The organism is Clostridium sp. AN503 (assembly GCF_040719375.1).
Classification (GTDB): domain Bacteria; phylum Bacillota; class Clostridia; order Lachnospirales; family Lachnospiraceae; genus Brotaphodocola.
Genome location: NZ_JBFDTP010000002.1, coordinates 1,569,751 through 1,594,739, shown reverse-complemented (window position 1 = coordinate 1,594,739; position 24,989 = coordinate 1,569,751). Strand labels below are relative to the sequence as shown.

Below are 24,989 nucleotides of genomic sequence, written 5' to 3'. Positions count from 1 at the left end.
CGCAATGGTCCCTCCCGATTATTCCGGCCGGCCAAAGGCCTCCGCCACCGCCTCCGCCACCTTGATCCCGTCCATGGCGGCTGACGTGATGCCCCCAGCATATCCGGCTCCCTCCCCACAGGGATAGAGGCCGCCTGTACTGCTCTCAAAATGCTCATCCCGCCAGATCCGCACCGGAGACGAAGTGCGGCTCTCAATGCCCGCCAGCACCGCGTCATGGCAGCCAAAGCCTCGGATGATGCCGCCAAAGCCCTCTATAGCCTCTATAAGCGGCTGATTGAGGTTCTCCGGCATAATTCCCCTCACATCTGCAAAAGCCCACTGGCCGCGCATCTGAGGCTCTATATCGCCAGGCTGCACAGAAAGACGGTCCGCCTTGAAATCCCCGTAAAGCTGGACTGGGATCTTCCCGCCCGCCGCCTTGTACGCCTGCTCCTCCAGCCTGCGCTGGAACATCACGCCTCCAAGCGGCGTCTGATCCGGGAAATCCTCCGGCGTGACCGTGACGATCAGGGCGCTGTTGGCATTTGCCCCCGCCCGGGCGTGGTAGCTCATGCCGTTGACTGCCAGCCTGCCAGGTTCCGAGGAGGCATCCACCACATAACCGCCCGGACACATGCAGAAGGAATAAACGCCCCTGCCGCTCTTTGTCTGTCTGGTAAGCTTGTAGCTTGCCGCCCCAAGCTCCCCCGCATCCTCTGTCCCGTACTGGGACCGGTTGATCACCGCCTGGGGATGCTGGATACGCAGCCCTACGGCAAACGCCTTACAGTCCATGGGCACGCCCCGTTTATAAAGCATCTCAAAGGTATCCCTGGCGCTGTGCCCAATGGCGAGGACCACCGCCTCTGCGGGGATGCAGGTCCCATCCTCCGTGACAACTCCCGAGACCTTCCCATGTTCCATACAGATATCCGTCACCTGACAGTCAAACCGGACTTCGCCGCCCAGTCTCACAATCTCCTGCCTCATGGACTTTACAACATCCGCGAGTACATCCGTGCCGATATGGGGCTTATTCTGGTACAGAATGGCAGGATCAGCTCCAAACTCGCAGAAGGTCTCCAGTACAAGCTGATTGCGCTTTTGCGGGTCTTTTACCAGTGTATTGAGCTTTCCGTCCGAAAATGTCCCGGCTCCGCCTTCCCCGAACTGGACGTTGGAACGTCCATCCAGGATACCGGCCTCCCAGAACCGGTCCACCTTCTTCCTTCTTGTATCCACATCCCCGCCCCGTTCCAGGAGTAAAGGGCGGTATCCATTCCGGGCCAGCATCAAACCGCAGAAAAGTCCTGCCGGGCCGGTTCCGATGATCACCGGCGGATGGGTAAGCTTTTTCCCTCCCGGAGCCGGGAACTGGTATCCTTCTTCGCGGCAGAGCACGGCCTGGGGATTCTTCGCCTTATGTACCACTTTATCTTCCGCTGCCGTCTTAACGTCTACTGTATAAGTATAAAACAGATCTGGTTTCTTTCTCGCATCCAGCGACTGCTTCCGGATCTTCAGTTCTAAAACTGCCTCCGGGGTTATCTTTAAGGCTTTCGCCGCTTTTTTCACAAGCGCTTCCGGGGTGTGTCCCACCGGCAGCTTTAATTGTGTTATCCGTATCATCTCTACTCTCTCCCTGCACATCTTCCTGCGATCGCTCCCGTGGACCACGCCCACTGCAGGTTATAACCGCCGCAGATGCCGTCCACATCTAAAAGCTCGCCCACCAGATAGAGTCCCGGCACCAGCCTGGACTCCAGCGTCTCCGGACGGACCTCGTGGGTATCCACACCTCCGCAGCAGACCTGCGCCTGCTCAAAGGAATTGGTGGCTGTGACCTGGGCCTCAAACTGCTTGATCTGGTTCACCAGCCGTTCCATGGAAGCGGGGGTGATCTCACTCACCGGCTCCTCCGCACGGATGCCGGAAAGCTTTAAAAGCACCAGCGCCAGTTTTTTGTTCAGCACGCCGGTGAGAAAATCCCCGCTGCTCCGGTAGGCCATATGCTCTGCCCGCTGCTTTAAAAACTGGCGGGTCTCATTCATGCTTTTCGTGGGGAAGAAATCGATCACAGCCGATACCTTCCTGCCGCTGCTTAAGGCCACAGAAGCAAAACGGCTGACCTGAAATGTGGGGATGCCGGAAATACCGTAATCCGTAAGCTGCAGCTCCCCCTCATTGGCGGCAATAATCTTCCCGTCTGATTTTAATTTGACCACCGCCTCGCAGCGGATGCCGGAAAGCTGCTTGAAAAATTTCCCTTCGCAGCGGAGCTGGACCAGGGCCGGCAGCGGACGGATGATGTGATGCCCAAACTCTCTTGCGTAGTCATAGCCGCTGCCGTCCGATCCGGTCACCGGCGCCGCCTTGGAGCCTGTGGCAAGGATCAGGCGGTTTCCCCGGTAGGTCCCTCCCTCCGTCTCCACTGTGAACTTCCGCAGCCCATCTTTTTTGATGCGCTTGATCCGGCAGTCCACCACGGTGCGCACCCCCGCGTGCTCCGCTTCCAGCCGCAGTGTATCCAGCACCGAGGATGCCTGCTCGGAATTGGGATAAATATAACCGTTCCGGTTCTTCGTCACAATCCCGATCTCATCAAAAAAGGTCAGCGTATCCCACACAGAAAACCGATCCAGCACCTTCATGGGAAACTGCTTCTGGCTGCACCGGTAATACTCGGCACGGAGAGACAGGTTTGTCATATTGCATCGCCCATTGCCGGTGGAGAGAATCTTTTTGCCTACCCGGTCCATATGCTCTAATATGGTCACCTCTGCGCCTTCCCGCGCCGCGGCGATGGATGCCATCAGACCGGAAGCGCCGCCTCCGATGATCAAAATCTGGTTTTTCACACTTTATCCTCCGTATCCGTACTCATTTCTGTTCGTGCTTTCTATTGTATCCAGTTTACCGGTTCTTTTCAAGCGATTTTTACAGTTGCCGCCCCTGTCGGGAAATTTCTTTCCATAATTTTAACCGGGGCTATCAGCTGGTGTAGGATTCCAGGTAATTAAACACCTCCATCATGGACGGGAACCAGATGCCTTCCCGCAGCCTGTCCCTCTCTTTGGCAGGGAAATCCATAAGCGGCACATGGGTGTAGAGGGAAATGGTCTTCTTGTCCTTTAAAAACACCAGCAGGACGCCGTCCTCCGCCACCAGATAGTATTCCTCCGCCACGGTCTCGTGGATGACCTCCCGCTGGTTTACGACCATCTGGTCTTCCGTGGCCGTCTCCGTCTCCAGTGACGTTTCCGTTGCAGATTCGGACTGGGCCTTCTGGTACTGCTGCCTTGCAAAAAATCCCACAGATACACAAACTGCGCTGATGCCCAAAAATAAAAATAAACAGATCATATACTTTTTCATAGTAAAACCTCCGTAAGTATAGTATCTGCTTATTTTTACTGTTTTATCCAGCTCAGTTCTTTCCTTCTATTTTCGCCATGCCCATATCATTGGTCGTGGCAATGCAGATCCAGGTTTTTCCCGGATTCAGCACGATCTCCTCGCCCGTGGCGTCATAGTAATGGGTCACGCCAAACTCCCCGTCCTTTTTCCAGGTAATATCCTCCGCTTTGCCCCCGGTGATGAAATACCCCCAGGAATCCTCATGGACGTTGATGTTGCGGTAGTCCGTGGTCGCATAGTATCCTGCGGAGCAGTACTGGATGATGATATTCTTCACCGCAATGGGACCTTCGTCCCCTTTATGCACATCCCCATACTGGTACCGGTAATAGAGGCCGTCGTCCTCATGGTACTCAAACCAGGGATCATTGTACTTATACCCCGGCCTCACCTTCCATGCCTCCCGCGCATCCGCGCCCTTTAGCTCAGCTTCTTTGCCGGTCCTGGCAAAAAGGAAATGCCCCTCATACTCCGGATCATATTCCTGAGAATAGTGAAGCTGGCCGATGGCCTTCTGGATCCCGGCAAAGCTTGCGTAGGCATTGTGCGGGGAGCGCTTATCCTTCGCCCGGTAGTAAGCGGTGCTTCCGGTGCCCTCGATCCCGTTTATGTTGTCTACATTCTTCAGGTAAGGCTTTGCAAAGGTACTCTGCCCGAAATGGGCGTATATAGCGTCAAACTCCCTGGCAAAGTATGTATAGTAGGTCCGGCAGCTCCGCACAGACCCGATCCGGTCCAGATCATCGTAGTTCTCCATGATCGCCATGTACCGGTTCATGGTGGCCTCCACCGGCGCCTCGTAGACCACTCCGGCCCGGTTGATCCCGTACTGGGGAAGCGCCTGCTTGTCATTGCTCATCATGATCGCAAGGGGACGGCGGTTGCCCTGTGACACGGGAACCATCTCGCCCGTCAAGTAGCTGCGGATCATGCCGTCAACCTCCACCCGCTCCTCCGGATATTCTTCTGACTCCTCCACGGTCTCCGTCTCCGGCGGTTCGGTGGGAAGCACAAGCGGTTCTGTCTCGGTCTCCTCTGTCGGGACTGTTGTTTCAATCCGCTCCAAAGGGGCAGACACGGGCCTGCTGCAGCCAGGACATATCCATACCGCTGCACACACCCCTCCTGCCAGAATCCACCTTGCCAGAACCTTGGTTTTTTTCATCGGCTGTATCCTTTCGACTCTAAGATCTCTCTCTGCTTCTGTTCCATGAGCTCCCGCTCTTCCTCGTCCATATGGTCGTAACCGCATAAGTGCAGCATACTGTGGGCGAGAAGAAAGGCCAGCTCCCGCTCCTTAGAATGTCCGTACTTTTCCGCCTGTTCGATGACTTTCTCCACGGAGATGATAATATCCCCCAGGATCAGCTCTCCAGTCTCCGGATTAAAGAAATCCTCAACCGCGTCCTCCACATGGCTAAAGTCTGATTCCGTTTCGAATTCGACCATCGGAAAGGATAAAACATCCGTAGGCGCATCGATCTGACGGTAATCCCGGTTGATCTCCCGGATCGCCTCGTTGTCCGTCAGGATCACATTGACCTCCGCCTCGTAGGGGCATTCTTCATAGTCCAGAGCTGCCGGGATGATATCGTGGATGATCTTCTCGTGGTCGACCGGAAGCGGCAGTTCTGTCTCATATTCAATATTAATCGTCATGATCGGTTCCTCTGTTCCTTAAATCTTCTCGGATGGTCCTTCTGTGCGTTTTTCGCATCCTTCTTCTCATAGTCGTCATAAGCCTGTACGATCTTCTGCACCAATGGATGACGGACCACGTCGCTGCTTGTTAAGTTGCAGAAACCAATGTCATCGATCCGGTGCAGCACCTTCATCGCCATATCAAGCCCTGATACGGCTCCACTCGGAAGGTCCTTCTGGGTCTTATCGCCGGTGACGATGACCTTGGAACCAAAACCGATACGGGTTAAAAACATCTTCATCTGGGCGGGCGTGGTATTCTGCGCTTCATCCAGGATAATATAGGCATTGTCCAGGGTACGGCCGCGCATGTAAGCCAGCGGCGCAACCTCAATCAACCCCTTCTCCGAGTTGTGCAGAAAGCTCTCCGCACCCATGATCTGGTACAGGGCGTCATAGAGCGGGCGCAGGTACGGGTCGATCTTGCTCTGCAGATCCCCCGGCAGGAAACCCAACTTCTCCCCCGCCTCGATCGCAGGGCGGGTCAGGATGATCCGGTTCACTTCTCCGTTTTTGAAAGCGGAGATAGCCATCGCCATGGCAAGATAAGTCTTTCCGGTACCGGCAGGACCGACTCCGAAGACGATCATCTTCTTGCGTATGGTGTCCACATACTGCTTCTGGCCTACGGTCTTGGGCTTCACCGGCTTGCCTGTCACGGTGCGGCAGATGATATCCTTATCGATCTCCAGGATCTCATGATCTGACTCCGTGAAGGACAGAGAGAGGGCGTAATCCACATTCTGTTCCGTGATGGCGTTGCCTCTTTTAGACAGCTCCACCAGGTTGTTGAACACGCTCCTGGCGCGTTTTATCATGGCCTCCGGGCCGATCAGCTTGATCGCTCCGTCCCGGGCCACGATGGTCACATGAAGCGTCCGCTCAATCTTTTTTAGGTAACTGTCAAACTGGCCGCATACATTCTTCTCATGCTCTGCGGGTATATCGATAATCGTTTCTATTACACTCATTGATCTGTTGTCTGCTCCTCTTCCTCGTTCATATTCTGTGGTATGTCCTGTCCGGTCCCGACCTTCTCCTCCAGGATGAAACTGCCCTGGATCTCCCAGCCGGAACTCTTATCTAATATTTTAACATCATTTTCAATTATTTGTACCCCTTTTTCCAATAAATTTTGAATTTTACTGTCATTTATTTGATTTTTTATGGTTTCCAGTTCCGACTGGGTCCGGGTCCGCTCATAATTCTCATACTGGCGCGCCGTGATCTGATCGATCCATATGGGCAGATAAAAATCACCGCACACCGTCACCTGTTCATACCGACCGGTCATCTCCCAGAGAGTCTCCTTCCCGGACGGCAGCATCCAGAGAAAGGAGAGGCCGGGAAAACGCAGCCGCAGGCCATGACGGACCTTGCCGTTATAAGAGCGTTCCGTCACAAAATGGGACAGCTTTTCTGTATATCCTGCCTCGGTCTGCGCATAAATATCCGCATCTGCATGCACATACTGGCAGTTGACCAGTTCTTCCGCATCATTGTAGATCGGGATGGTCCCGCTGACCAAAACCTGTCCCGCCTCCACCGCATCCCCGACGGCAACCTGTGCTTTTCCTCTGCGGACAACCATTCTTGTGATGACGCCGGATTTGTCAGCCACCAGGTCCTGCGGCGTGTCCTCCCTGACAGGAATCGTCCCCATCACCTCATTTTCCTTGACCTTGATCATCAGGCGGGTTCCTGAGATCCGTGCGGATACCCATATGATCTCAGGGTACTGGCTGCGGATTGATTCCTCCAGCGCGTCGCAGTCGATCCCGGATTTCACCGTGCCGTACCGGATATCCAGCGAATCCAGATAGTGCAGCAGGGTGTCATCCGTAAAATGGTAATTCCCGTCCAACGTGATATTCCATATGAACCTTGACATGATAAAAAGTATGAGGAAGAATGCTGCAACCCCTGCGGCATACAGCTTCCTCCTTCGATTCTGGTGTAAAAAAAAAGGAAGTCCGTACCTTCCCATAATCCTCAAATGGACCTGTGCCTTCTTCACCAGCGGACGCACACGGCGGTAATCCTTCACCGTGACCAGAAACTGGTAACCATTGTCCTGATAACGAAGATCCCAGATCACGATCTGGTTTGCCATGCACAGGTTCAAAAAACGCTCCGGCGAAAATCCAACCAGACGGATCCGGAGATATCCGCCTGTATAACGCATAACAGCCTGTTTCACCCCACTCACTCCCGTCCTCAATCTTCAAAACACATCGACTGTATCTGTCCGCTTATCTTCATCTCGTCATGGTTATAATAATCGATATGAAGCCGTTTCCCGTGAATCTGCAGCTTGCAGTGCTTCGCCTGGAGCTTAACGGTCTTGTCATCATATATCAGGATTCCCCGGTAATTTTCAATGGTCACGCTGTAACGTCCTACAAAGGAGACCAGCACCTCTCCCAGGACCACATCCTTCGGCAGCTTCAGACTGTCCGCCGCCGTTATTTTAATCTGATCAAACAATCGTCTCTACCCATATACCGGTAATTACTATCATTCTACGAAAAAATCCCCAGCCTTATGACTGGGGATTTCGGAACATTTAGTTAAATTTACGTTTTCTTGCAGCTTCAGACTTTTTCTTGCGTCTTACGCTTGGTTTTTCGTAATGCTCTCTCTTACGAATCTCCTGCTGAATACCCGCCTTAGCGCAGTTTCTTTTGAATCTGCGTAATGCGCTGTCCAGAGTCTCGTTTTCTTTAACGATAACGTTTGACATAGCTCACACCTAACCTCCCTCCAGTTGTGTACTTGTGCATAATACAACTGTTTGGGTATTTTATAGCACTGAAATGATTATAGCATAAAATCTGCATTCGTCAACTATTTTTTGCAAAAGAAGGGGATTTATTTCATAAAATTTCCAAAATCCTGCAATCTTCTGCCCGGAGCGTCATGATTTCGCCCATATTACCGGAGTCTGACCGGGGCCTTTATATCAGTACTCCACTTTGTCACCGCATCGTGGAACCGGACCGTCACGCTTTCCTCGCCTTCCTCATAACCGATCGCAAACCCCTGTATCTTTCCATCATACCAGGATGCTGATTCACTTTGATCGATATCCGGATAATAGTTACCTGTGTAAAAATGACTGCCGCTGCCATCTGTCTCGCTCTTAGCATCCGTCGCCTGAATCAAATTCACATGCCGATCGCTTCTCTTGTCTTCGACACGACCAGTCAGATAGATCTGCGGTTTTAACAGATCCTTCCCGTCCTCATCCGTTCCCCATTTCATTTTTTCTTCCATACGGCTTACCTTTGTCAGATACAGGATTCCGTCAGGAAATTCTGCGCTGATTTCAAGCTCCTCCTCATCCTGGGGAATTTTGAATGTGTAGGTTCCGATCTCCGAGGGATCCGTCACGGCAAACTGCTCATAGTTCACGGTCAATCCCTCTATATCCTGTCCGTCCGGTATGATAAATGCACTTTTTATGAGCTTTCCGTTTGCATTGCCAACAAACAGATCCTTATCAGTGACACTGCTTTGCAGAAGATCAGGGCCTGGCTTAAGCTGCTCCGTCTGCTGATCTGAACAGTCCGCCGACACACTGAACTTCTGCGGCACAATGGAACAACCAACATCGGAGTACGTATAAAAAGATACTACGAAAGCCTTATCCTCCCGTTCCGCTTCCGCATAGAGGCTTGCACCTTCCTTCATCACCACTCCCGGCAGTTCCTGCAAAGAGTCCAGCTCTATGGATTTACCAAATTCAAACGTAAATGGGTCTTCAAAAGCATCCAGCTGCAATTCGTGGACGCCATCCGGACCATCCGTCTCCGGATATTTTCCATCCTTTATGAAACGAACTAATATCGGGATATATCCGATATCTGAATATTTATCATAAGAGTATCTGGTATAAGATGCACGATTAAATATGTATCCAGGCTTCTTACTTCCCTGGATAAACATCTTTCCTTCATAAAATGGGCTCGTATCATCGGGATTCTGTTCTTGCCAGTTTTCCAAAAATGCGCTTCTCATGTAAATCTGCTTTTCTTCATCCATACAGAAATAGCTGTCGTCCGACGCTATCGCTTCTCCGCGCTCCTGTTTTTCCCTGTTTTCTTTCTCTTTCTGCCGGATTTCCCGGACTTCCTCATCGGATAGCTGATAAACCGAATAATCTTTATAAAGCACAGTCAGCATCACGTTTCCATCCTGATAGAAAGCATTTAAAAGCCGTGCCGTCCCGTACTCGTTTTTCACCTCCGGAGTATTTAAGTTCTCCATCTGATAGATGACCGGACTGCCGGGAGCGAAGATTCCGAGATCTCGCACAAACTGGTAGCCTTCTGCAAGCGAGACCTCCTCTGTCTGCTGCCCAGACTCTGATTCTATCTCCTGTTTCATAGTTTGTCCTGCTGTACCAGAGGTCTCTCCCTCTTGGTGCTCCTCATTGTAGGTGGATGTAGTGCAGGCGGCAAGCCAACACATAACAGCACATAAAATCAGCAGGTACCGAAATCTGCTTTTTATCATAAACGCCCTCTTTTCTCAAAACACAAGGTCTATTGTGCATATATGTTTTTCCCCCAATAATATCCTCCTAAAAGATTCTTTTGTTTAAACATTTTTGTACCTTCTACCCTTAAAATATCATACCCGCCTTTCTCTAAAACTGAGACAGCAGCCATTTCTTCATGCGCCTGCCCGGCAATATAGTAAAAGACAGCATCTCCTTTTTCTACATACTCCACCTGCGGCGAAACTTTTTTATGAAAATACTTCAACAGAGCATTTTTTCCTTTACCTTCATCAACAAGATAATAGTCATACGCTTTTATATTATGCGCATCTCTGCTATTAGAAATAAAAGCGATATCTTTATCAAATATTTCGACCAGAACATAACCAATACCACCGCTGACCGGTTCAGCGCTTTCGAAGTACTTTGGCGCATAGACAACCGTAAAGATTGCACACATCACCCACACAAAAGCACATCCCTTTGAAATCCGATTATAGAGAGGATCTTGTTCCTGCTTATATTTCAATCCCGTCCAAAGACACACAACAAACACCATAGCCAAAAACAAGGTCGTATGCAGTATTTTATCAAGAATGCAAAAATACAATTCTTTTCCCACAATAGCAACAGTAAAAATTGCTAATAATTTTTTAATCACAGCATTCTCTCCCACTTTTTTTAATCTTACCATAGAACACTGACAAATACTATAAATATTGTATAATGTCCTATTCTTTGTTTTTCAATGATATCTGTCAATATTTGCAAAAGAGCACAAAAACAGGCACCACTCAATCATACGATCTCTATGATTGAATGATGCCCGCCCTAACTATCCTGTATAAAGCTTAGTGGATCTGCTCCGCAGCCACCTCATAAGCTTTTAAAAGCGCCGCGTCCACGCCTGCCGGATTCTTGCCTCCAGCCTGCGCCATGTTCGGACGTCCGCCGCCACCGCCGCCTACAAGGGAAGCGATCGCCTTGATCAGATTGCCTGCGTGAGCGCCCTTTGCCTGTGCGGCATCGGTAGCTGTTGCCATCAGGTTCACTTTATCCCCCTGTACGGATGCCAGCACGATCACGCCGTCGCCCAGCTTCTCCTTGAGCTGGTCGCCTAAACCGCGCAGCCCGTTCATATCCACGTCGGCTACCTTCGTGGCAAGGACCTTGACGCCGTTTATATCTTTCACCTGGCTCATAACGTCGCCTAAGGAATCCTTGGCAAGTTTACTCTTTAACTTTTCATTCTCGGCATGGAGGCTCTTCAGCTCCTCCATCATGGATTCGATCCTGCTCTTTAACTCAGAAGGGCTTGTCTTGGCAGTCCTGGCTGCCTCATGCAGTTCCTCTTCCACCTTCTGATAATGGGCCATCAGACCGTCTCCGGTCAGCGCCTCGATCCTGCGGACCCCGGCTGCGATACCTGCCTCTGAAATGATCTTGAATGCGTGGATCGCACCAGTATTGCCAACGTGAGTACCGCCGCAAAGCTCTGTAGAGAAGTCGCCCATTTTAACCACACGAACCTTCTCGCCGTATTTTTCGCCAAACAGCGCCATAGCGCCCGTTTTCTTCGCTTCATCCAGACTCATCTCCTGTGTTACAACATCCAGGCCTTCCTGAATCTCTTGATTGACCAGCTCCTCAACCTTCTTAATCTCTTCTGCTGTCATGGCAGAGAAATGAGTAAAGTCGAAGCGCAGCCTGTCCGGAGTGACCAGAGAACCGGCCTGCTCAACGTGTTCGCCCAGCACGGTGCGAAGCGCCTTCTGCAGCAGATGCGTCGCGCTGTGGTTCTTCTCTGTGGAACGGCGGCTCTCCGCATCTACGCTCAAGGTCACGTTCTCTCCTGTGGTCAGCATGCCGGAAACCATCTTCCCTACATGGCCGATCTTGCCGCCCTGCAAATGAATAGTATCCTCCACCCGGAAGGTGCCGTCCGCACCCACGATCATACCGTGGTCGCCGCTCTGTCCTCCCATAGTACCATAAAACGGAGTCTCACAGGTGATCACAGTGCCTGCCTGTCCATCCGTCAGAGCTTCCACGATCTCTGTATCCGTGGTCAGTACCGTGATCCTGGAATCATGTGCCAGGCGGTCATATCCCACAAATGTGGACGTGATCTCAGCCGGGATAGACTGGTAGACCGTCACATCGGCCCCCATGTAGTTGGTGGTCTTGCGGGCTGCACGTGCTTTTTCACGCTGCTCCTTCATGGCAGCCTGGAATCCGGCCTCGTCCACCGTCATGTTCTTCTCCTCCAGGATCTCGATGGTCAGATCCAGCGGGAACCCATAGGTATCATAGAGCTTAAATGCATTTTCTCCGGAAAGTACGGTCTCCCCTTTGGCAGCCATATCCGCTTCCATATCCGTAAGGATTGCAAGACCCTGATCGATGGTTTTGTTAAACTTCTCCTCCTCCTGGGCAAGGACCTTGAGGATCATCGCTTTCTTCTCTTCCAGCTCCGGATAACCGTCCTTGGAAAGAGCAATCACCGTTTTAGACAATTCCGGCATGAATCCGCCTTCAATGCCAAGCAGTCTCCCGTGTCTCGCCGCACGGCGCAGAAGACGGCGCAGCACGTATCCGCGTCCTTCGTTGGACGGCATAATGCCGTCGGATATCATAAAGGTGCAGGACTTCACATGGTCTGCAATAATACGAAGGGAGATATCTGTCCTGGCATCAGCAAGGTACTCCGTGTGGGCCAGGGCGCACACCTCATCCAGAAGCGCCTTGTTGGTATCCACCGTAAACAGGGAATCCACGTCCTGAACAACAACTGCCAGACGCTCCAGCCCCATACCGGTATCAATATTCTTATGGGCAAGCTCGGTATAATTCCCCTTGCCGTCACTCTCAAACTGGGTGAATACGTTGTTCCACACCTCAATGTAGCGGTCGCACTCGCAGCCTACAGTACAATCCGGCTTGCCGCAGCCGTACTTTTCACCGCGGTCATAATAGATCTCGGAACAGGGTCCGCAGGGACCTGCTCCATGCTCCCAGAAGTTGTCTTCCTTGCCAAAGCGGAAGATCCGTTCCGCCGGAATGCCGATCTCCTTGTTCCAGATATCAAAAGCCTCATCGTCATCCAGATAAACAGACGGATAGAGACGATCCGGATCCAGCCCCACCACCTCGGTCAAAAACTCCCAGGACCAATGGATGGCATCCGTCTTAAAATAATCTCCGAATGAGAAGTTGCCCAGCATTTCAAAAAAGGTGCCGTGACGGGCAGTCTTTCCGATATTCTCAATATCTCCGGTACGGATACATTTCTGGCATGTGGTCACGCGGTTGCGCGGCGGGATCTCCTGCCCAGTAAAATAGGGCTTTAAGGGCGCCATGCCGGAATTGATCAGCAACAGACTGTTGTCATTATGCGGTACCAGGGAAAAACTTTTCATCGCCAGATGACCCTTGCTCTCAAAGAACTCCAGGAACATCTTTCTCAATTCGTTTACACCATACTTGTTCACTTTACTGCTTCCTCCGTATTATCTGCCTTCCTGGCTGCCTGCAGCCTTTTCGGCATCTTTTTTATCTCTGAACTTCTTGCCGCAGATAATCCCGGCGTAGGCAATCGCCGCGAAAATCACTGCTTTCACGCCAAACTGCAAAAAACTTCCTGCGATAGCTGACATCATCATTCCTCCTTGTGTTCAGATACATTCTTTCATCATTGTATCTTATCATAGGAACCTGCAATTATCAAGCCGGAAACAAAAAAGAGACGGAATTTTCTTCCGCCTCCCATTCTTTCATCCATTGATCCGCGATTCCTCTGTTTTGATCTCCCAGTGGATCAGGAAGGTCAAAGCGCCTCTCAGAACGATCACCGCCCCCAATATGGCAAGTTCACTCCATTCACGCACAATGACTGTACGGAGCACCTCGCCGCCAAGCTTAAATTCCAGGGAAAGGGCGATCCCCTGCGCCAGCATCAACCTGACTCCGGGATCTTTTTTGATACATCCTATCACACTTTTTGCAGCTGTCAGCAGCAGAACTGCCACTCCTGCGCATTCCAGGAACAGGATTCCGTACTGCACAATAATCTGAAAAACATCTTCAATGTAGTTTAGAAGAAGCATCTGCTCTATCCTTCCGTCAGTTCTTTTTCGTAGCGGTTAGCCAGCTCGTAGACCCGTTCTCTCGTGATCTTCTTCATGAAAAGATTGTACTCAAGCTCTACTAAAGCACTGCTGTTCTGCTTTTTGGAGGCGGACGCGGCGGCAGTTTCCCGGTCCTTGATCCATTCCTTCTGCTCAAGGAACAATGCTTCCCGGTCTTCGTCAGAAAGCTTCTTCTCAAGAATATCCAGATAACGTTCCATCCTGTCCTCCCACAGCTTCCACTCGCTTTCTGCGGATGCCTTCAGGGAGTTGGCTGTGGTATCTACCGTTTTCGAATGGCTTCTCTCTATCTGTTCGTCGAGATCAAACAGCTCCTGCATAACTGGCGATATCTCCACAGCTTCTGCCTGGGCAATCTCTGCCAACGCACTGTCATCTGCCGCCTCATCTGCTGCCACCTGTCCACGGACAGCCGCTGTGCGGGACGCTGCAGATGCCAGACCCAAATCGCCGCTGCCAGCCGCTGCCGTCTCCGGGATGCCGGCAGCTTCCTCCAACGATCTCATAGTCACAGATTCGGAGGTATACTGCTTTGTATAACTGGTAGCACAGACACCTGCTACCACGATCAAACATATGGTGATCCATATCCCTTTTAATTTCATATATTATCCTGCCCCGTTTTGTATGGTATCTCTCTCACATCACTACCATAGCATAAACTTCCAGGAATGAAAATATGAAAACCAAAGAAGTAAACAATCGTAAGATTTACTTAATTTTCCACCCCTTCATCCACCAGCAGATCCTGTCCGTCTGCGGCGGTGGTGGCAAGCATATCACACCTCTCGTTCTGGGGATGTCCCGCATGGCCCTTCACCCAGATAAAGGATACCCGGTGCGGGGCTTTGGCGGCAAGGAGCCGTTCCCACAGATCGATATTTTTTACCGGACCGCTTTTTCCGCGTTTCCAGTTGTTTGCAACCCAGTTGTCGATCCATTTCTGATTAAAAGCATCCGTCAGATACTTGGAGTCGGAATAAAGCTCGACTTCACAGGGACGGTTCAGCGCCTCTAAAGCCACGATCGCCGCCATAAGCTCCATGCGGTTGTTGGTTGTCTTCTGATATCCGGCCGACAGGACCCTCTCATGCAGTTGACCCTTGCTGTCCATAAACTGGAGCACCGCCCCATATCCTCCCGGTCCGTCAGGATTCCCCCTGGCTGAACCATCCGTGTAAATCTGTACCTTTGACATGAATCTGACTCTCCTTATCTATCCCATTTATCGCATAATGCATTGATCTGATCGGCGAATTTCGCCAGGTCTTTGTTGGCGCCGCCCTCATTCCGGCTGATGACCGCCATAAGACGTTCCCCTGCTGCAAGGAGACGGGCAAATACGCCGTTTGCCTTGCGTGTGGCCTCGGATTTAGAGGCGATCGGGATTCCTTCTGTTTCTTTCACCCATACGCCTGCAGCCAGGTCGAATTCAGAGCCGCTAAACGGTGCCTTCGCCGGAACTCCTGTTAAGCTGGTGACGGCTTCTGCGAACCGGTCGCATACGCTGTCGCTGCCGTGGACAATAAAAAACTGCGACGGCTTTTTCTCAAATGCCGATGCCCATTCCAACAGGCCATCCCGGTCTGCATGTCCGCTGATATCGTGGAGCGTTTCGATGTGTGCTTCTACATCGATCGCCTCACCGAAGAGTTTGACCGTCTTATTCCCGTCGGTCAGGCTGCGGCCAATGGTGCCTTCTGCCTGGTAACCGGCAAAGATCACGGTACATTCCGGGCGCCACAGGTTATGCTTTAAATGGTGGCGGATCCGGCCTGCATCGCACATTCCGGATGCGGAGATGATGACCTTGGGGCGGGTGTCGAAGTTGATGTTCTTGGACTCGTCACTGGTCACGGAGAGCTTCAGTCCCGGAAATGAGATCGGGTTGATGCCCTGTATTACCAGTTCTTTTGTCTCATCGTCGTAGCAGTCCAGCTGGTTCTGCTTGAATACATGGGTCGCCTCCACCGCAAGGGGGCTGTCCACATAGACTTCAAAGCTGTCGTGGTTCTTGATCAGGTGCTGGGCTTTGATCTGGCGGAAGTAAAATAACAGTTCCTGGGTCCGTCCTACTGCAAAGGCAGGGATCACCACATTGCCGCCGCGGTCCAGCGTTTCCTGGACAATGCGGACCAGCTCGGTGATGTGGTCTACACGCTTTTCGTGCAGACGGTCTCCGTAGGTAGACTCCATTACGGCGTAGTCTGCTTCTTTGGTGTAAGCGGGGTCTTTGATCAGGGGTTTGTTTTTGTTTCCGATGTCCCCGGAAAAGACGATCTTTTTTTCGATGTCGTCTTCTTTCAGCCAGATCTCGATGGATGCGGAGCCGAGAAGATGTCCGATATCGGTGAAACGGATGGTGACCGATTCGTTTAGGGTTACCATTTCTCCGTATTCGTAAGGTTCGAAGTGCTCGAGGACGCCTAAGGCGTCATTCATCTCGTAGAGCGGAGGGACTTCTGCGCGGCCTGCACGGCGCGCTTTGCGGTTCTTCCACTCAGCCTCCATCTCCTGGATGTGGGCTGAGTCTTTTAGCATGATCGTGCACAGGTCGCAGGTGGCGGCTGTGGCGATCACGCGGCCGCGGAAACCGCGGGCGTAGATATAGGGCAGCATTCCTACATGGTCGATGTGGGAATGGGTCAGGAGGACAAACTGGATGTCGGTCCAGGGGGCCGGCGGGTCGATGTTCTCGTACAGGTTCTGGCCCTGCTCCATGCCGCAGTCGACGAGGAGTTTTGTGGTTCCAAGTTCAATGTAATGGCAGCTGCCCGTGACTTCGTGGGCGGCGCCGCTGAATACTAGTCGCATATATTGATGCCTCCTTGGGGTGGGGATTCGAAATGGAGGGGAGGATGCCTGGACGGGCCGGCATTGCGCTGCGCTCCATGCGGCGAAGAAGTTTGTGGGGGTGTACTGGCGGGGTACGCAGTGCACCTCCATTCCGCTTCGCTCCATGTCGGTGATAGGGCTCTCGCCCTATCAAATAAGCCATATAAAGGTCTGCTTATGTGCAAGCACAACGCATACCTTTATACGTCTTATTTGGCACTGCTAGATGATGATGCATATGAGCCCCCCATTGCTGTCATTGATGATCTTCTGTAATGCATCCTGCAGTTTCATCTGGCAGTCTTCGGTCATTTGGCTCACTTTTGCCTGAATCCCGTCTTCTACTATCTGTTCTATGGATTTTCCAAATATATTTGTCTCCCAGATCCCGTTTTCTTCTTTTTTTGCGTTTTCTTTCATGTAGGCGATCAGGTCTTCTGCCTGTTGTTCGCTTCCGACGATGGGGGCGATCTCGGTTTGGATGTGGGCTTTGATCAGGTTGATGGACGGGGCCTCTGCACGCATTTTTACGCCGTATTTATTGCCGTGCTTGATCACGACCGGCTCATCTAAGACGATCTCGGAACGATCCGGGGTTACGACGCCGTAGCCTTTCATCCTTACCTGGTTCATGGCATTTAATACCTTGTCATATTCGCCCTGCATGGATGCCAAATCTTTCAGCTTCTGCATCAGCTGGTATTCGTCTTCTATGGGTATTCCAGCAAAGTCGCTTAAGGTCTGGTAATAATAACCGTCCTCCAGAGCCACCTGCACGGAGACACTTCCATCGGACAGATCCATCTGATCTACCTTCATGGACCGGATCACCTGGTCCGTGCCGTCGTTTAGGTCGGAGGGTACATCTTTCATATGGCGCACCCGGGTCATTAAGTCTCTGGCAGTTTTGATGACCTGTTCCTTCAACCAGTGGGTGGAAGGAAGGATCTCCAGCCATTTGGGGATGAAGAAATCCACCTCTGTGACCGGAAATTCCTTCAGCACCTTTTCCAGTATCCGGTATATGTCCTCCGGCTTCAGCTGCTCACAGTTGACCGGCATCACAGTCACGCCATACTGCTCCTGCATCTGACGAGCCAAAACACCGGTTTCCTCGGAGAAGGGCCTGTCGGAATTCAACAGCACGATGAACGGCTTTCCAATGGCCTTTAACTCATTGATCGCGGTCTCCTCCGCGTGTATGTATGCATCCCGCTTCAGATCCCCGAACGATCCGTCCGTGGTCACTACGATGCCAATGGTGGAGTGATCCTTGATCACCTTGCGGGTGCCGATCTCTGCCGCTCTGGTGAATGGGATCTCCTCCTCAAACCAGGGGGTCTTTACCAGGCGTTCCTTGTCATTTTCCTCATGGCCGCTGGCCCCTTCCACCATAAACCCTACACAGTCGATCAGACGTACCTTCGCCTGAGTCCCGTCCGCAAGCTGGATCAGTGCGGCTTCCTTGGGAATGAACTTCGGTTCCGTCGTCATGATGGTCTTTCCTGCGGCGCTCTGCGGCAATTCATCCCGCGTCCGGTTCTTCCGGTGCTCGTCATCCATCTCCGGCAGCACAAGCTGCTCCATGAACCGTTTGATAAATGTGGACTTCCCGGTTCTCACCGGTCCCACCACGCCCAGATAGATCTCGCCTCCGGTCCTTGCTTTGATATCCTTGTATACATTATAATTATCCATGAAGATACCCCCTTGCTATACTGTTACAGTATATGCCAAGGGGAGACGAATTATTTATAATCATTGCCGGTATCTTCATTCTTAAGGATTGCAAGCGCCTTTTTTGCCCGCAGCTGCGGGGTGTAGGTCTGGAACGACATCTTCCTGACCCGGGGCATATCCAGATTGTCTTCGATCTCCGCGATCTTGACTTTGGATGCAAGTTCGCTGCAGCGGATATCATCAATGTAATCAAAATATGTCATATCATTGCGTTTCGTCAGGATGCCCACAGCCTCCACCACCTGGCGGGAAAATCCCATGGCCTGCAGCTCGTGGAGAGAAACCTCCGATTCCTCTACCACATCATGGAGCACCGCTACGATCTTTTCTTCTTCCGTATCCATCTTATCCATCACGCGCAGGGCGTGGTCGACGTACGGGTGTCCGTTGTCATCCTTCTTGCCGGAGAATGCTTCTTTTGCAACATCAATCGCTCTTGACAGCATATTGATCACTCCTCCCTTATTTTTTTGAGGACATGTATAAGTGACGCGGGATTCCGTCTACCATGACAGACGGGGAATCCCCCTGGATCAGCGGCCTTACATAATCGATGAATTCCTCTGTCACATAAGTCCCATCTTTTGTGATCCAGTCCCTCGGGACCAGCTTCTCACCGTTGGCGATCTTATGTACATCGTAAATCCCGGTAGCGCACTGATACGGATCATCGGATACACGGTCGATCACTACCATCTTGCCGGAATCCCCTTCGTCCGCCGCCTTGACCGCTGCGCCGCCCACCATAAACGCCTCATTCACATCCACACGGGAAGCGAGATGCGCCGCACTCCGCTGAAGGGTCGAAAACTCTACCGCACGGGCCTTGCATCCAACCTGCTGATTGACCACATTAGCAAGATAATTGGCTGTTCCGGTGAGCTGCCTGTGACCAAACGCATCCACGTAATCCACTCCTGCTCCCAGCTCGCTGACGTACTTCCCTTCCTTGGTACGGATACCCTCTGAAACAGCAACCACGACCACGTCTTTCTTTTCTAAAAGCTTCTTCACCCGGCTGATGAATTTGTCGATATCGAAATCCAGCTCAGGCAGGAAGATCATATCCGGACCATCACAGTCCTCACCTTTCGAGAGCGCAGACGCACCGGTCAGCCAGCCTGCATTCCGTCCCATGATCTCAATGATGGTGACCAGCTTTTTCTTGTAGGAAAAGCCCAGGCCGTCCCGGATCACCTCTTTGGTGGAAGTGGCGATATATTTGGCAGCGCTGCCATATCCCGGCGTATGGTCTGTGAGAGCCAGGTCGTTGTCAATGGTCTTCGGCACACCGACGAACTTCTGGTTCTGTCCCGTCAGGATCGCGTAATCCGACAGCTTCTTAATGGTATCCATAGAGTCATTCCCGCCAATATAGATAAAACATTCGATGTTTAACTTCTCCAGGATCTGGAAGATCTTTTTGTAGATCTCCTGGTTTTCATGGATATCCGGGAGCTTGTAGCGGCAGGTGCCAAGAAATGCCGAGGGAGTACGCTTTAAAATCTCTACGTCCAGATCACTCCTAATATGCTTAGACAGATCCACATACTGCTCGTCTAACAGCCCCTGAATCCCAAAAAGCATGCCATAAACTTTTTTCGCCCCGCGGTCCATTGCTGTGCGGTACACACCTGCAAGACTGGAATTGATTACTGCCGTGGGGCCCCCTGACTGACCGACAATTACATTACCCTTCATGTTGTAAACCTCCTTGTGATTATTATTCGTACTGTGGCAATGGTATTTGCCTATGCAAACAGTTTACCACAAAAAAAAGGAAAAAGTCTAGGACTTTTCCCTCTAATTTGAATAATTTTCTGACATTTTTTGACTATTCACTCAAATATGCTTTCTTCACCGAGTCATCGTTCATCAATTTATCCGCATCACCGCTGAGCACGATGGAGCCGGTCTCAAGAACATAAGCCCTGTCCGCAATGGAGAGCGCCTTCTTGGCGTTCTGCTCCACTAACAGGACGGTAACTCCATCGTCATTGATCTTCTGGATGATATCGAATATCTCATTTACATAGATCGGGGACAAGCCCATGGAAGGCTCATCTAAAACGATCAGTTTGGGATGAGACATCAGCGCGCGCCCCATGGCAAGCATCTGCTGCTCGCCGCCGGACAGGGTCCCTGCCAGCTGGTTCTTTCGCTCCTCCAGACGCGGGAAACGGCTGTAAACCATCTTAAGCGTCTCCTCGATCTCCTCTTTATCGCTCCTGGTATAGGCTCCCAGCTTCAGATTCTGGAGCACGGTCAGCTGTGCGAACACCCGGCGGCCCTCCGGCACATGGGCGATGCCCATGGAGACCAGCTTGTGCCCCGGAGTCTTCGTGATATCACTGCCCTCATAAAAGATCCTGCCTGCTTTCGACGGGATCAGACCGGTGATCGTCTGGAGCGTCGTGGTCTTTCCCGCGCCGTTTGCCCCGATCAGGGCAATGATCTCCCCCTGGTTTACTAGAAAAGAGATTCCCTTGATGGCCTGGATGACACCGTAGTATACTTCCAGATCCTTTACTTCCAGTATTGCCATAGTCCTCTCCTCCTACTCTCCAAGATAAGCCGTGATAACACGCTTATCATTCAGTACCTCTGACGTCTCGCCCTGAACCAGCACCTGTCCGAAATTCAGCACCGTCAGCTCCTCACAGATGCCGGAAACCAGCTTCATGTCATGCTCGATCAGCAGAATGGTCATATCGAAATTGTCACGGACAAACCGGATGGTATCCATCAGCTCCGCCGTCTCGTTGGGGTTCATGCCCGCCGCCGGCTCGTCTAAAAGAAGCAGCTTCGGCTCCGTAGCCAGCGCCCTGGCGATCTCCAGCTTCCGCTGCTTGCCGTACGGCAGGTTGGATGCCTTGTAGTCCGCTTCGCCGTCTAAGTCAAACACCTTTAGTAGCTCCATGGCGCGCTCATTCATCGCCTTTTCCGTCCGGTAATATTTGGGCAGACGGAGGATGCCTTCGATCGTGGAATACTTGTAATGGCTGTGCAGTCCGGACTTGACATTGTCCAGTACACTCAAATCCTTAAACAGACGGATATTCTGGAAGGTCCTCGCGATCCCCGCCTGGTTGATGTCGATGGTCCTTTTGCCGGTGATATTCCTGCCGTCCAGCAGGATGCTTCCTGTATCCGGCTTATACACACCTGTAAGCAGGTTAAACACAGTGGTCTTGCCTGCCCCGTTCGGTCCGATGAGACCATAAAGCTGTCCCTTCTCGATGGTGATGCTGAAATCATCCACTGCTTTTAAGCCACCAAAGGAAATACCGATATTTTTCACTTCCAGCATTGCCATATCACGCAGCCTCCTTCGCAGCAGTCTTTTTATTCTTCCGAAGCTTCTCCATCAGGACGGAACGCAGCTCGATCGCCTTGGGGCTGGAGTTGAAGATCATCATCACGATCAGCACAACGGCATAGATCAGCATGCGGTAATTGTTCAGGCCCCTCAGCATCTCAGGCAGCATGGTCAGCACGACGGCAGCGATGATAGATCCGCGGATGTTGCCCAGTCCGCCCAGGACCACGAATACAAGGATCATGATCGACATATTATAGCCAAAGCTCTTGGGCGTCGCCGCCAGGCTGGATATATTGTGAGCATACAAAACACCTGCAACCCCTGCCAGCGCTGCGGAGATGGCAAACGCCATCAGCTTGTATTTGGTAATATTGATCCCGATAGACTCTGCCGCGATCCGGTTGTCACGGATGGACATGATGGCGCGTCCGGTGCGGGAGTTGATCAGGTTCAGCACAATAAACAGCGTGATCAGCACCAGGATGATGCCGATGGTGAAGGTAGCCGCCTTGGGAGTACCGGTGATCCCCTGGGCCCCCTTTATGATGACAACCCCGGTCTCATCCATGCCAAGGGACATGGTGTCCTTGATGGAAAAATGGAAACCACTCCCATCCTTGCCGATATACATGACGTTGATCAGGTTTTTAATGATCTCGCCAAAAGCCAGGGTAACGATCGCCAGGTAGTCTCCCTTTAAACGAAGGACCGGGATTCCGATCAGGATGCCAAACAGTCCCGCCACCAGCGCGCCGATCAGGAGCGCCAGGAAAAAACGGATACCGACACTCGGGATCGCACTCTCCATACTTTTGGTAAAGAATGCGCCGGCAAATGCGCCTACGCACATAAAACCCGCATGACCAAGGCTTAACTCACCCAGGATGCCTACGGTTAAGTTTAAGGACACTGCCAGTATCACATAGATACACAGCGGAACTAGAAGCCCCTTCATAAGACTCGACATATTCCCGGTGGCAGAAAGAATCTGCATCAGGATCCAGCAGCCGATCACAAGCGCGTATGTAATACTGTTCTGAACCAGTATCTTATTCTTCTTCATCACGCACACCTACACTTTCTCAGTAATCTTTTTGCCCAGAATACCGGTCGGACGCACTAAAAGCACGATGATCAGCACTGAGAATACGATCGCATCCGAAAGCTGGGAGGATATGTATGCCTTGGAAAGATTCTCGATCACTCCCAGCAGCACTCCACCGATCAGAGCACCCGGTATGGAGCCAATACCGCCGAATACTGCCGCCACAAATGCCTTGATACCCGGCATGGAACCGGTATAAGGAGTCAGGGAGGGATAGGTGGAGCAGAGCAGCGCGCCAGCAATCGCCGCCAGCGCTGAACCGATGGCAAAGGTTATGGCAATGGTCCTGTTCACATCGATCCCCATCAGGGTCGCCGCGCCGGTATCCTCGGAAACTGCCAGCATGGCCTGACCGATCTTCGTCTTATTGATGAACAGAGTAAGTCCCACCATAATCACAATACAGGTCACGATCGTAACCATGGTAACGCCGGAGATCGTCAGCTCCCCTCCAGCCAGCTTAAGTCCCGGTACATCCACGATGGACGTGAACTGGCGCGCATTGGAACCGAAGATCAGAAGCGCGATGTTCTGAAGCAGATAGCTGACACCGATGGCCGTGATCAGCACTGCCAGGGAGGACGCCCCCCTGAGCGGCTTGTACGCCACACGCTCAATGGTCACCCCAAGAACCGTGCAGACCGCTACCGCCACTAAAACACCCAATATGGGCGGCAGGCTTAAAGTGCTCACGATGGTGAATATCGCAAACCCTCCCACCATGATAATATCTCCGTGGGCGAAATTCAGCATTCTCGCGATACCATAAACCATGGTATATCCAAGCGCTATGATCGCATAGATGCTGCCCAGGCTGATTCCGTTGATCAAATAAGACAGAAAGCTCATGTACCCTACACCTCTTTACATTTTTCTATTGGAAAATGAAACATTAAGTCGAATTATATCATAGGGAGAATCGAAGTTCAAGTACCGGAATGCAAATGAGGGCCGTCTTCCGGACGACCCTCATTTGGATCTCTATAACAGTTTACTGCATCTCGTAAACGCCATTTACAATCTTGGCAGCCTTCGGAGCTTTGTTCGGCTCACCTGCTGCATTCCAGGTCATATCTGCGCCGGTCAGGCCGTCGATGGAGATCTCGGTCATAGCGGTCTTCATCGCGTCGCACATAGCGCCCACTTCCATATCTGCAGTGATCCCGGCTTTCTCAGCTGCCGCCTTGATCGCATAGACCGCATCATAAGAATCTGCTGCAAACTGGTTCGGCTCAATGCCAAACTCAGCCATGTAAGCTTCCGTAAATGCCTTGCTGCCTTCCTCTGTGGAAGAGAACGGTGTCAGGAGCATCAGGCCCTCTGCAAGAGAAGCATCAAAATTCTCTACAGTCAGGATTCCGTCCATACCGTCACAGCCAAAGAAGATCGGAGCAAATTCCTTATCAGAAGCCTGCTTTAAGATAACAGAAGCCTCCTGATAGTAGATCGGCAGGAACACAAGCTCTGCGCCTGCATCTTTTGCCTTGTCCAGCTGTACGGAGAAATCGGTGTTGGTGTCAGCGGTAAATGCTTCATCAGACACCACTTCGATGCCCTGGTTTGCGGACTCTTTTACAAACGCCTCACGGATACCGGAGGAATACTCGCTGGAGCTGTCGTAGATAATAGCAGCCTTCGTCGCAAGCTTGTTCTCACCGATGTACTTTGCAGAAGCAGTACCCTGGTCCGGGTCAGCGAAGCAGACACGGAATACATTGTCATTGGCTACGCACTCTACAGCAGAGCCGGACGGGGTGATCTGGAACAGGTTATCGTTGGCACTCTCTGCCGCAACGGAAATACATGCACCGGAGGTGGTAGCGCCTACCAGCATCTGCATGCCCCAGTCTTTTAAGTTATTATATGCATTGATGACTTTCTCCGGATCAGCTTCATCATCCTCAGCCTTGGTCTCAACTGTCATACCATTGATGCCGCCTGCCGCATTGATCTCCTTTGCAGCCAGCGCCGCGCCGTTCTGTACTGCTACGCCATATGCTGCGTTCGCCCCGGTAAGCGGGCCGGTAACGCCGATCTTTAAGGTGCCGCCCTCTGCATTCCCTGCTGCCGCATCATCTCCTGCTGCTGCAGTGGTCTCCGCGCTGCCGCCTGCCGCAGTGGTCTCCGGCGCTTTCGTCGCATCTGCAGAACCGCCGCCGCATGCCGTCAGGGATGCAGCCATAACTACTGCTAAACCTAAGCTTACAACTTTCTTCATAATAAATCCTCCTCTTT

At 51.8% G+C, this 24,989-nt stretch carries 25 protein-coding genes; all 25 read right to left on the bottom strand.

The window, feature by feature from the left end; translation table 11 throughout:
• Positions 1–18 precede the first annotated feature (18 nt).
• Positions 19–1,611 (bottom strand): FAD-dependent oxidoreductase, encoded by a 1,593-nt coding sequence (locus tag AB1I67_RS14635; protein ID WP_367030604.1) that lies wholly within the window; start codon positions 1,609–1,611, stop codon positions 19–21.
• A gap of 2 nt (positions 1,612–1,613) precedes the next feature.
• Complete coding sequence (locus AB1I67_RS14630) at positions 1,614–2,840, bottom strand: NAD(P)/FAD-dependent oxidoreductase (protein WP_367030603.1); 1,227 nt, start codon at positions 2,838–2,840, stop codon at positions 1,614–1,616.
• Between the two features lie 133 nt (positions 2,841–2,973).
• On the bottom strand, positions 2,974–3,357 hold the full coding sequence (locus AB1I67_RS14625; protein ID WP_367030602.1) for a hypothetical protein: 384 nt from the start codon (positions 3,355–3,357) through the stop codon (positions 2,974–2,976).
• 52 nt (positions 3,358–3,409) lie between these two features.
• Positions 3,410–4,564, bottom strand: coding sequence for a DUF3048 domain-containing protein (locus tag AB1I67_RS14620; protein WP_367030601.1), 1,155 nt, complete (start codon positions 4,562–4,564; stop codon positions 3,410–3,412).
• Positions 4,561–5,058 (bottom strand): rRNA maturation RNase YbeY, encoded by a 498-nt coding sequence (gene ybeY, locus AB1I67_RS14615; protein WP_367030600.1) that lies wholly within the window; start codon positions 5,056–5,058, stop codon positions 4,561–4,563. Before ybeY ends, AB1I67_RS14620 begins: the two co-directional genes overlap by 4 nt.
• Positions 5,055–6,071, bottom strand: coding sequence for a PhoH family protein (locus tag AB1I67_RS14610; protein ID WP_367030599.1), 1,017 nt, complete (start codon positions 6,069–6,071; stop codon positions 5,055–5,057). The genes ybeY and AB1I67_RS14610 overlap by 4 nt, the downstream gene beginning before the upstream one ends.
• Positions 6,068–7,300: a sporulation protein YqfD gene (locus AB1I67_RS14605; protein ID WP_367030598.1), complete on the bottom strand. Its 1,233-nt coding sequence runs from the start codon at positions 7,298–7,300 to the stop codon at positions 6,068–6,070. Before AB1I67_RS14605 ends, AB1I67_RS14610 begins: the two co-directional genes overlap by 4 nt.
• A gap of 17 nt (positions 7,301–7,317) precedes the next feature.
• Positions 7,318–7,587 carry a YabP/YqfC family sporulation protein gene (locus tag AB1I67_RS14600; protein ID WP_367030597.1) on the bottom strand — a complete coding sequence of 90 codons (270 nt, stop codon included), beginning with the start codon at positions 7,585–7,587 and terminating at the stop codon, positions 7,318–7,320.
• 79 nt (positions 7,588–7,666) lie between these two features.
• Positions 7,667–7,843, bottom strand: coding sequence for a 30S ribosomal protein S21 (gene rpsU / locus AB1I67_RS14595; RefSeq protein WP_006864570.1), 177 nt, complete (start codon positions 7,841–7,843; stop codon positions 7,667–7,669).
• A 191-nt stretch (positions 7,844–8,034) separates the two neighbouring features.
• Positions 8,035–9,489: a hypothetical protein gene (locus AB1I67_RS14590; RefSeq protein ID WP_367030596.1), complete on the bottom strand. Its 1,455-nt coding sequence runs from the start codon at positions 9,487–9,489 to the stop codon at positions 8,035–8,037.
• Positions 9,490–9,647: 158 nt separating this feature from the next.
• Positions 9,648–10,265: a hypothetical protein gene (locus AB1I67_RS14585; RefSeq protein ID WP_367030595.1), complete on the bottom strand. Its 618-nt coding sequence runs from the start codon at positions 10,263–10,265 to the stop codon at positions 9,648–9,650.
• A gap of 190 nt (positions 10,266–10,455) precedes the next feature.
• Positions 10,456–13,062, bottom strand: coding sequence for an alanine--tRNA ligase (gene alaS / locus AB1I67_RS14580; RefSeq protein WP_367032622.1), 2,607 nt, complete (start codon positions 13,060–13,062; stop codon positions 10,456–10,458).
• 51 nt (positions 13,063–13,113) lie between these two features.
• Positions 13,114–13,260: a hypothetical protein gene (locus AB1I67_RS14575; RefSeq protein WP_367030594.1), complete on the bottom strand. Its 147-nt coding sequence runs from the start codon at positions 13,258–13,260 to the stop codon at positions 13,114–13,116.
• A 117-nt stretch (positions 13,261–13,377) separates the two neighbouring features.
• Complete coding sequence (locus AB1I67_RS14570; RefSeq protein ID WP_367030593.1) at positions 13,378–13,710, bottom strand: DUF1622 domain-containing protein; 333 nt, start codon at positions 13,708–13,710, stop codon at positions 13,378–13,380.
• 5 nt (positions 13,711–13,715) lie between these two features.
• The gene (locus AB1I67_RS14565; protein WP_367030592.1) at positions 13,716–14,357 is read right to left on the bottom strand and encodes a lysozyme inhibitor LprI family protein; all 642 of its coding nucleotides are present in this window, start codon (positions 14,355–14,357) and stop codon (positions 13,716–13,718) included.
• A 110-nt stretch (positions 14,358–14,467) separates the two neighbouring features.
• Entirely contained in the window at positions 14,468–14,950 is a 483-nt protein-coding gene (gene rnhA, locus AB1I67_RS14560) for a ribonuclease HI (RefSeq protein ID WP_367030591.1), read from the bottom strand.
• Between the two features lie 14 nt (positions 14,951–14,964).
• Positions 14,965–16,566, bottom strand: a complete 1,602-nt coding sequence (locus AB1I67_RS14555; RefSeq protein ID WP_367030590.1) for an MBL fold metallo-hydrolase — start codon at positions 16,564–16,566, stop codon at positions 14,965–14,967.
• A 243-nt stretch (positions 16,567–16,809) separates the two neighbouring features.
• A complete protein-coding gene (gene spoIVA / locus AB1I67_RS14550) occupies positions 16,810–18,285 on the bottom strand; it encodes a stage IV sporulation protein A (RefSeq protein WP_367030589.1) in 1,476 nt (491 codons plus the stop codon).
• Positions 18,286–18,335: 50 nt separating this feature from the next.
• The gene (locus tag AB1I67_RS14545; RefSeq protein ID WP_367030588.1) at positions 18,336–18,773 is read right to left on the bottom strand and encodes a GTP pyrophosphokinase; all 438 of its coding nucleotides are present in this window, start codon (positions 18,771–18,773) and stop codon (positions 18,336–18,338) included.
• Positions 18,774–18,789: 16 nt separating this feature from the next.
• Positions 18,790–20,028 carry a 6-phosphofructokinase gene (locus AB1I67_RS14540; protein ID WP_367030587.1) on the bottom strand — a complete coding sequence of 413 codons (1,239 nt, stop codon included), beginning with the start codon at positions 20,026–20,028 and terminating at the stop codon, positions 18,790–18,792.
• A 133-nt stretch (positions 20,029–20,161) separates the two neighbouring features.
• Positions 20,162–20,872: an ABC transporter ATP-binding protein gene (locus AB1I67_RS14535; protein WP_367030586.1), complete on the bottom strand. Its 711-nt coding sequence runs from the start codon at positions 20,870–20,872 to the stop codon at positions 20,162–20,164.
• Between the two features lie 12 nt (positions 20,873–20,884).
• Positions 20,885–21,643, bottom strand: coding sequence for an ABC transporter ATP-binding protein (locus tag AB1I67_RS14530; RefSeq protein ID WP_367030585.1), 759 nt, complete (start codon positions 21,641–21,643; stop codon positions 20,885–20,887).
• 1 nt (position 21,644) lies between these two features.
• Positions 21,645–22,712 (bottom strand): branched-chain amino acid ABC transporter permease, encoded by a 1,068-nt coding sequence (locus tag AB1I67_RS14525; protein ID WP_367030584.1) that lies wholly within the window; start codon positions 22,710–22,712, stop codon positions 21,645–21,647.
• A gap of 9 nt (positions 22,713–22,721) precedes the next feature.
• Positions 22,722–23,603, bottom strand: coding sequence for a branched-chain amino acid ABC transporter permease (locus AB1I67_RS14520; RefSeq protein ID WP_367030583.1), 882 nt, complete (start codon positions 23,601–23,603; stop codon positions 22,722–22,724).
• 142 nt (positions 23,604–23,745) lie between these two features.
• Positions 23,746–24,972 (bottom strand): ABC transporter substrate-binding protein, encoded by a 1,227-nt coding sequence (locus AB1I67_RS14515; protein WP_367030582.1) that lies wholly within the window; start codon positions 24,970–24,972, stop codon positions 23,746–23,748.
• Positions 24,973–24,989: the final 17 nt, after the last annotated feature.

Bases quoted from the DNA above. Each gene is read 5' to 3' on its own strand.
- AB1I67_RS14540 (WP_367030587.1), bottom strand. From the start codon at position 20,028: ATGAAGGGTAATGTAATTGTCGGTCAGTCAGGGGGCCCCACGGCAGTA.
- AB1I67_RS14610 (WP_367030599.1), bottom strand. From the start codon at position 6,071: ATGAGTGTAATAGAAACGATTATCGATATACCCGCAGAGCATGAGAAG.
- AB1I67_RS14620 (WP_367030601.1), bottom strand. From the start codon at position 4,564: ATGAAAAAAACCAAGGTTCTGGCAAGGTGGATTCTGGCAGGAGGGGTG.
- AB1I67_RS14520 (WP_367030583.1), bottom strand. From the start codon at position 23,603: ATGAGCTTTCTGTCTTATTTGATCAACGGAATCAGCCTGGGCAGCATC.
- AB1I67_RS14625 (WP_367030602.1), bottom strand. From the start codon at position 3,357: ATGAAAAAGTATATGATCTGTTTATTTTTATTTTTGGGCATCAGCGCA.
- AB1I67_RS14525 (WP_367030584.1), bottom strand. From the start codon at position 22,712: ATGAAGAAGAATAAGATACTGGTTCAGAACAGTATTACATACGCGCTT.
- AB1I67_RS14570 (WP_367030593.1), bottom strand. From the start codon at position 13,710: ATGCTTCTTCTAAACTACATTGAAGATGTTTTTCAGATTATTGTGCAG.
- AB1I67_RS14515 (WP_367030582.1), bottom strand. From the start codon at position 24,972: ATGAAGAAAGTTGTAAGCTTAGGTTTAGCAGTAGTTATGGCTGCATCC.
- AB1I67_RS14590 (WP_367030596.1), bottom strand. From the start codon at position 9,489: ATGAAACAGGAGATAGAATCAGAGTCTGGGCAGCAGACAGAGGAGGTC.
- rnhA (WP_367030591.1), bottom strand. From the start codon at position 14,950: ATGTCAAAGGTACAGATTTACACGGATGGTTCAGCCAGGGGGAATCCT.
- ybeY (WP_367030600.1), bottom strand. From the start codon at position 5,058: ATGACGATTAATATTGAATATGAGACAGAACTGCCGCTTCCGGTCGAC.
- spoIVA (WP_367030589.1), bottom strand. From the start codon at position 18,285: ATGGATAATTATAATGTATACAAGGATATCAAAGCAAGGACCGGAGGC.
- AB1I67_RS14575 (WP_367030594.1), bottom strand. From the start codon at position 13,260: ATGTCAGCTATCGCAGGAAGTTTTTTGCAGTTTGGCGTGAAAGCAGTG.
- alaS (WP_367032622.1), bottom strand. From the start codon at position 13,062: ATGTTCCTGGAGTTCTTTGAGAGCAAGGGTCATCTGGCGATGAAAAGT.
- AB1I67_RS14545 (WP_367030588.1), bottom strand. From the start codon at position 18,773: ATGCTGTCAAGAGCGATTGATGTTGCAAAAGAAGCATTCTCCGGCAAG.
- AB1I67_RS14535 (WP_367030586.1), bottom strand. From the start codon at position 20,872: ATGGCAATACTGGAAGTAAAGGATCTGGAAGTATACTACGGTGTCATC.
- AB1I67_RS14555 (WP_367030590.1), bottom strand. From the start codon at position 16,566: ATGCGACTAGTATTCAGCGGCGCCGCCCACGAAGTCACGGGCAGCTGC.
- rpsU (WP_006864570.1), bottom strand. From the start codon at position 7,843: ATGTCAAACGTTATCGTTAAAGAAAACGAGACTCTGGACAGCGCATTA.
- AB1I67_RS14530 (WP_367030585.1), bottom strand. From the start codon at position 21,643: ATGGCAATGCTGGAAGTGAAAAATATCGGTATTTCCTTTGGTGGCTTA.
- AB1I67_RS14635 (WP_367030604.1), bottom strand. From the start codon at position 1,611: ATGATACGGATAACACAATTAAAGCTGCCGGTGGGACACACCCCGGAA.
- AB1I67_RS14565 (WP_367030592.1), bottom strand. From the start codon at position 14,357: ATGAAATTAAAAGGGATATGGATCACCATATGTTTGATCGTGGTAGCA.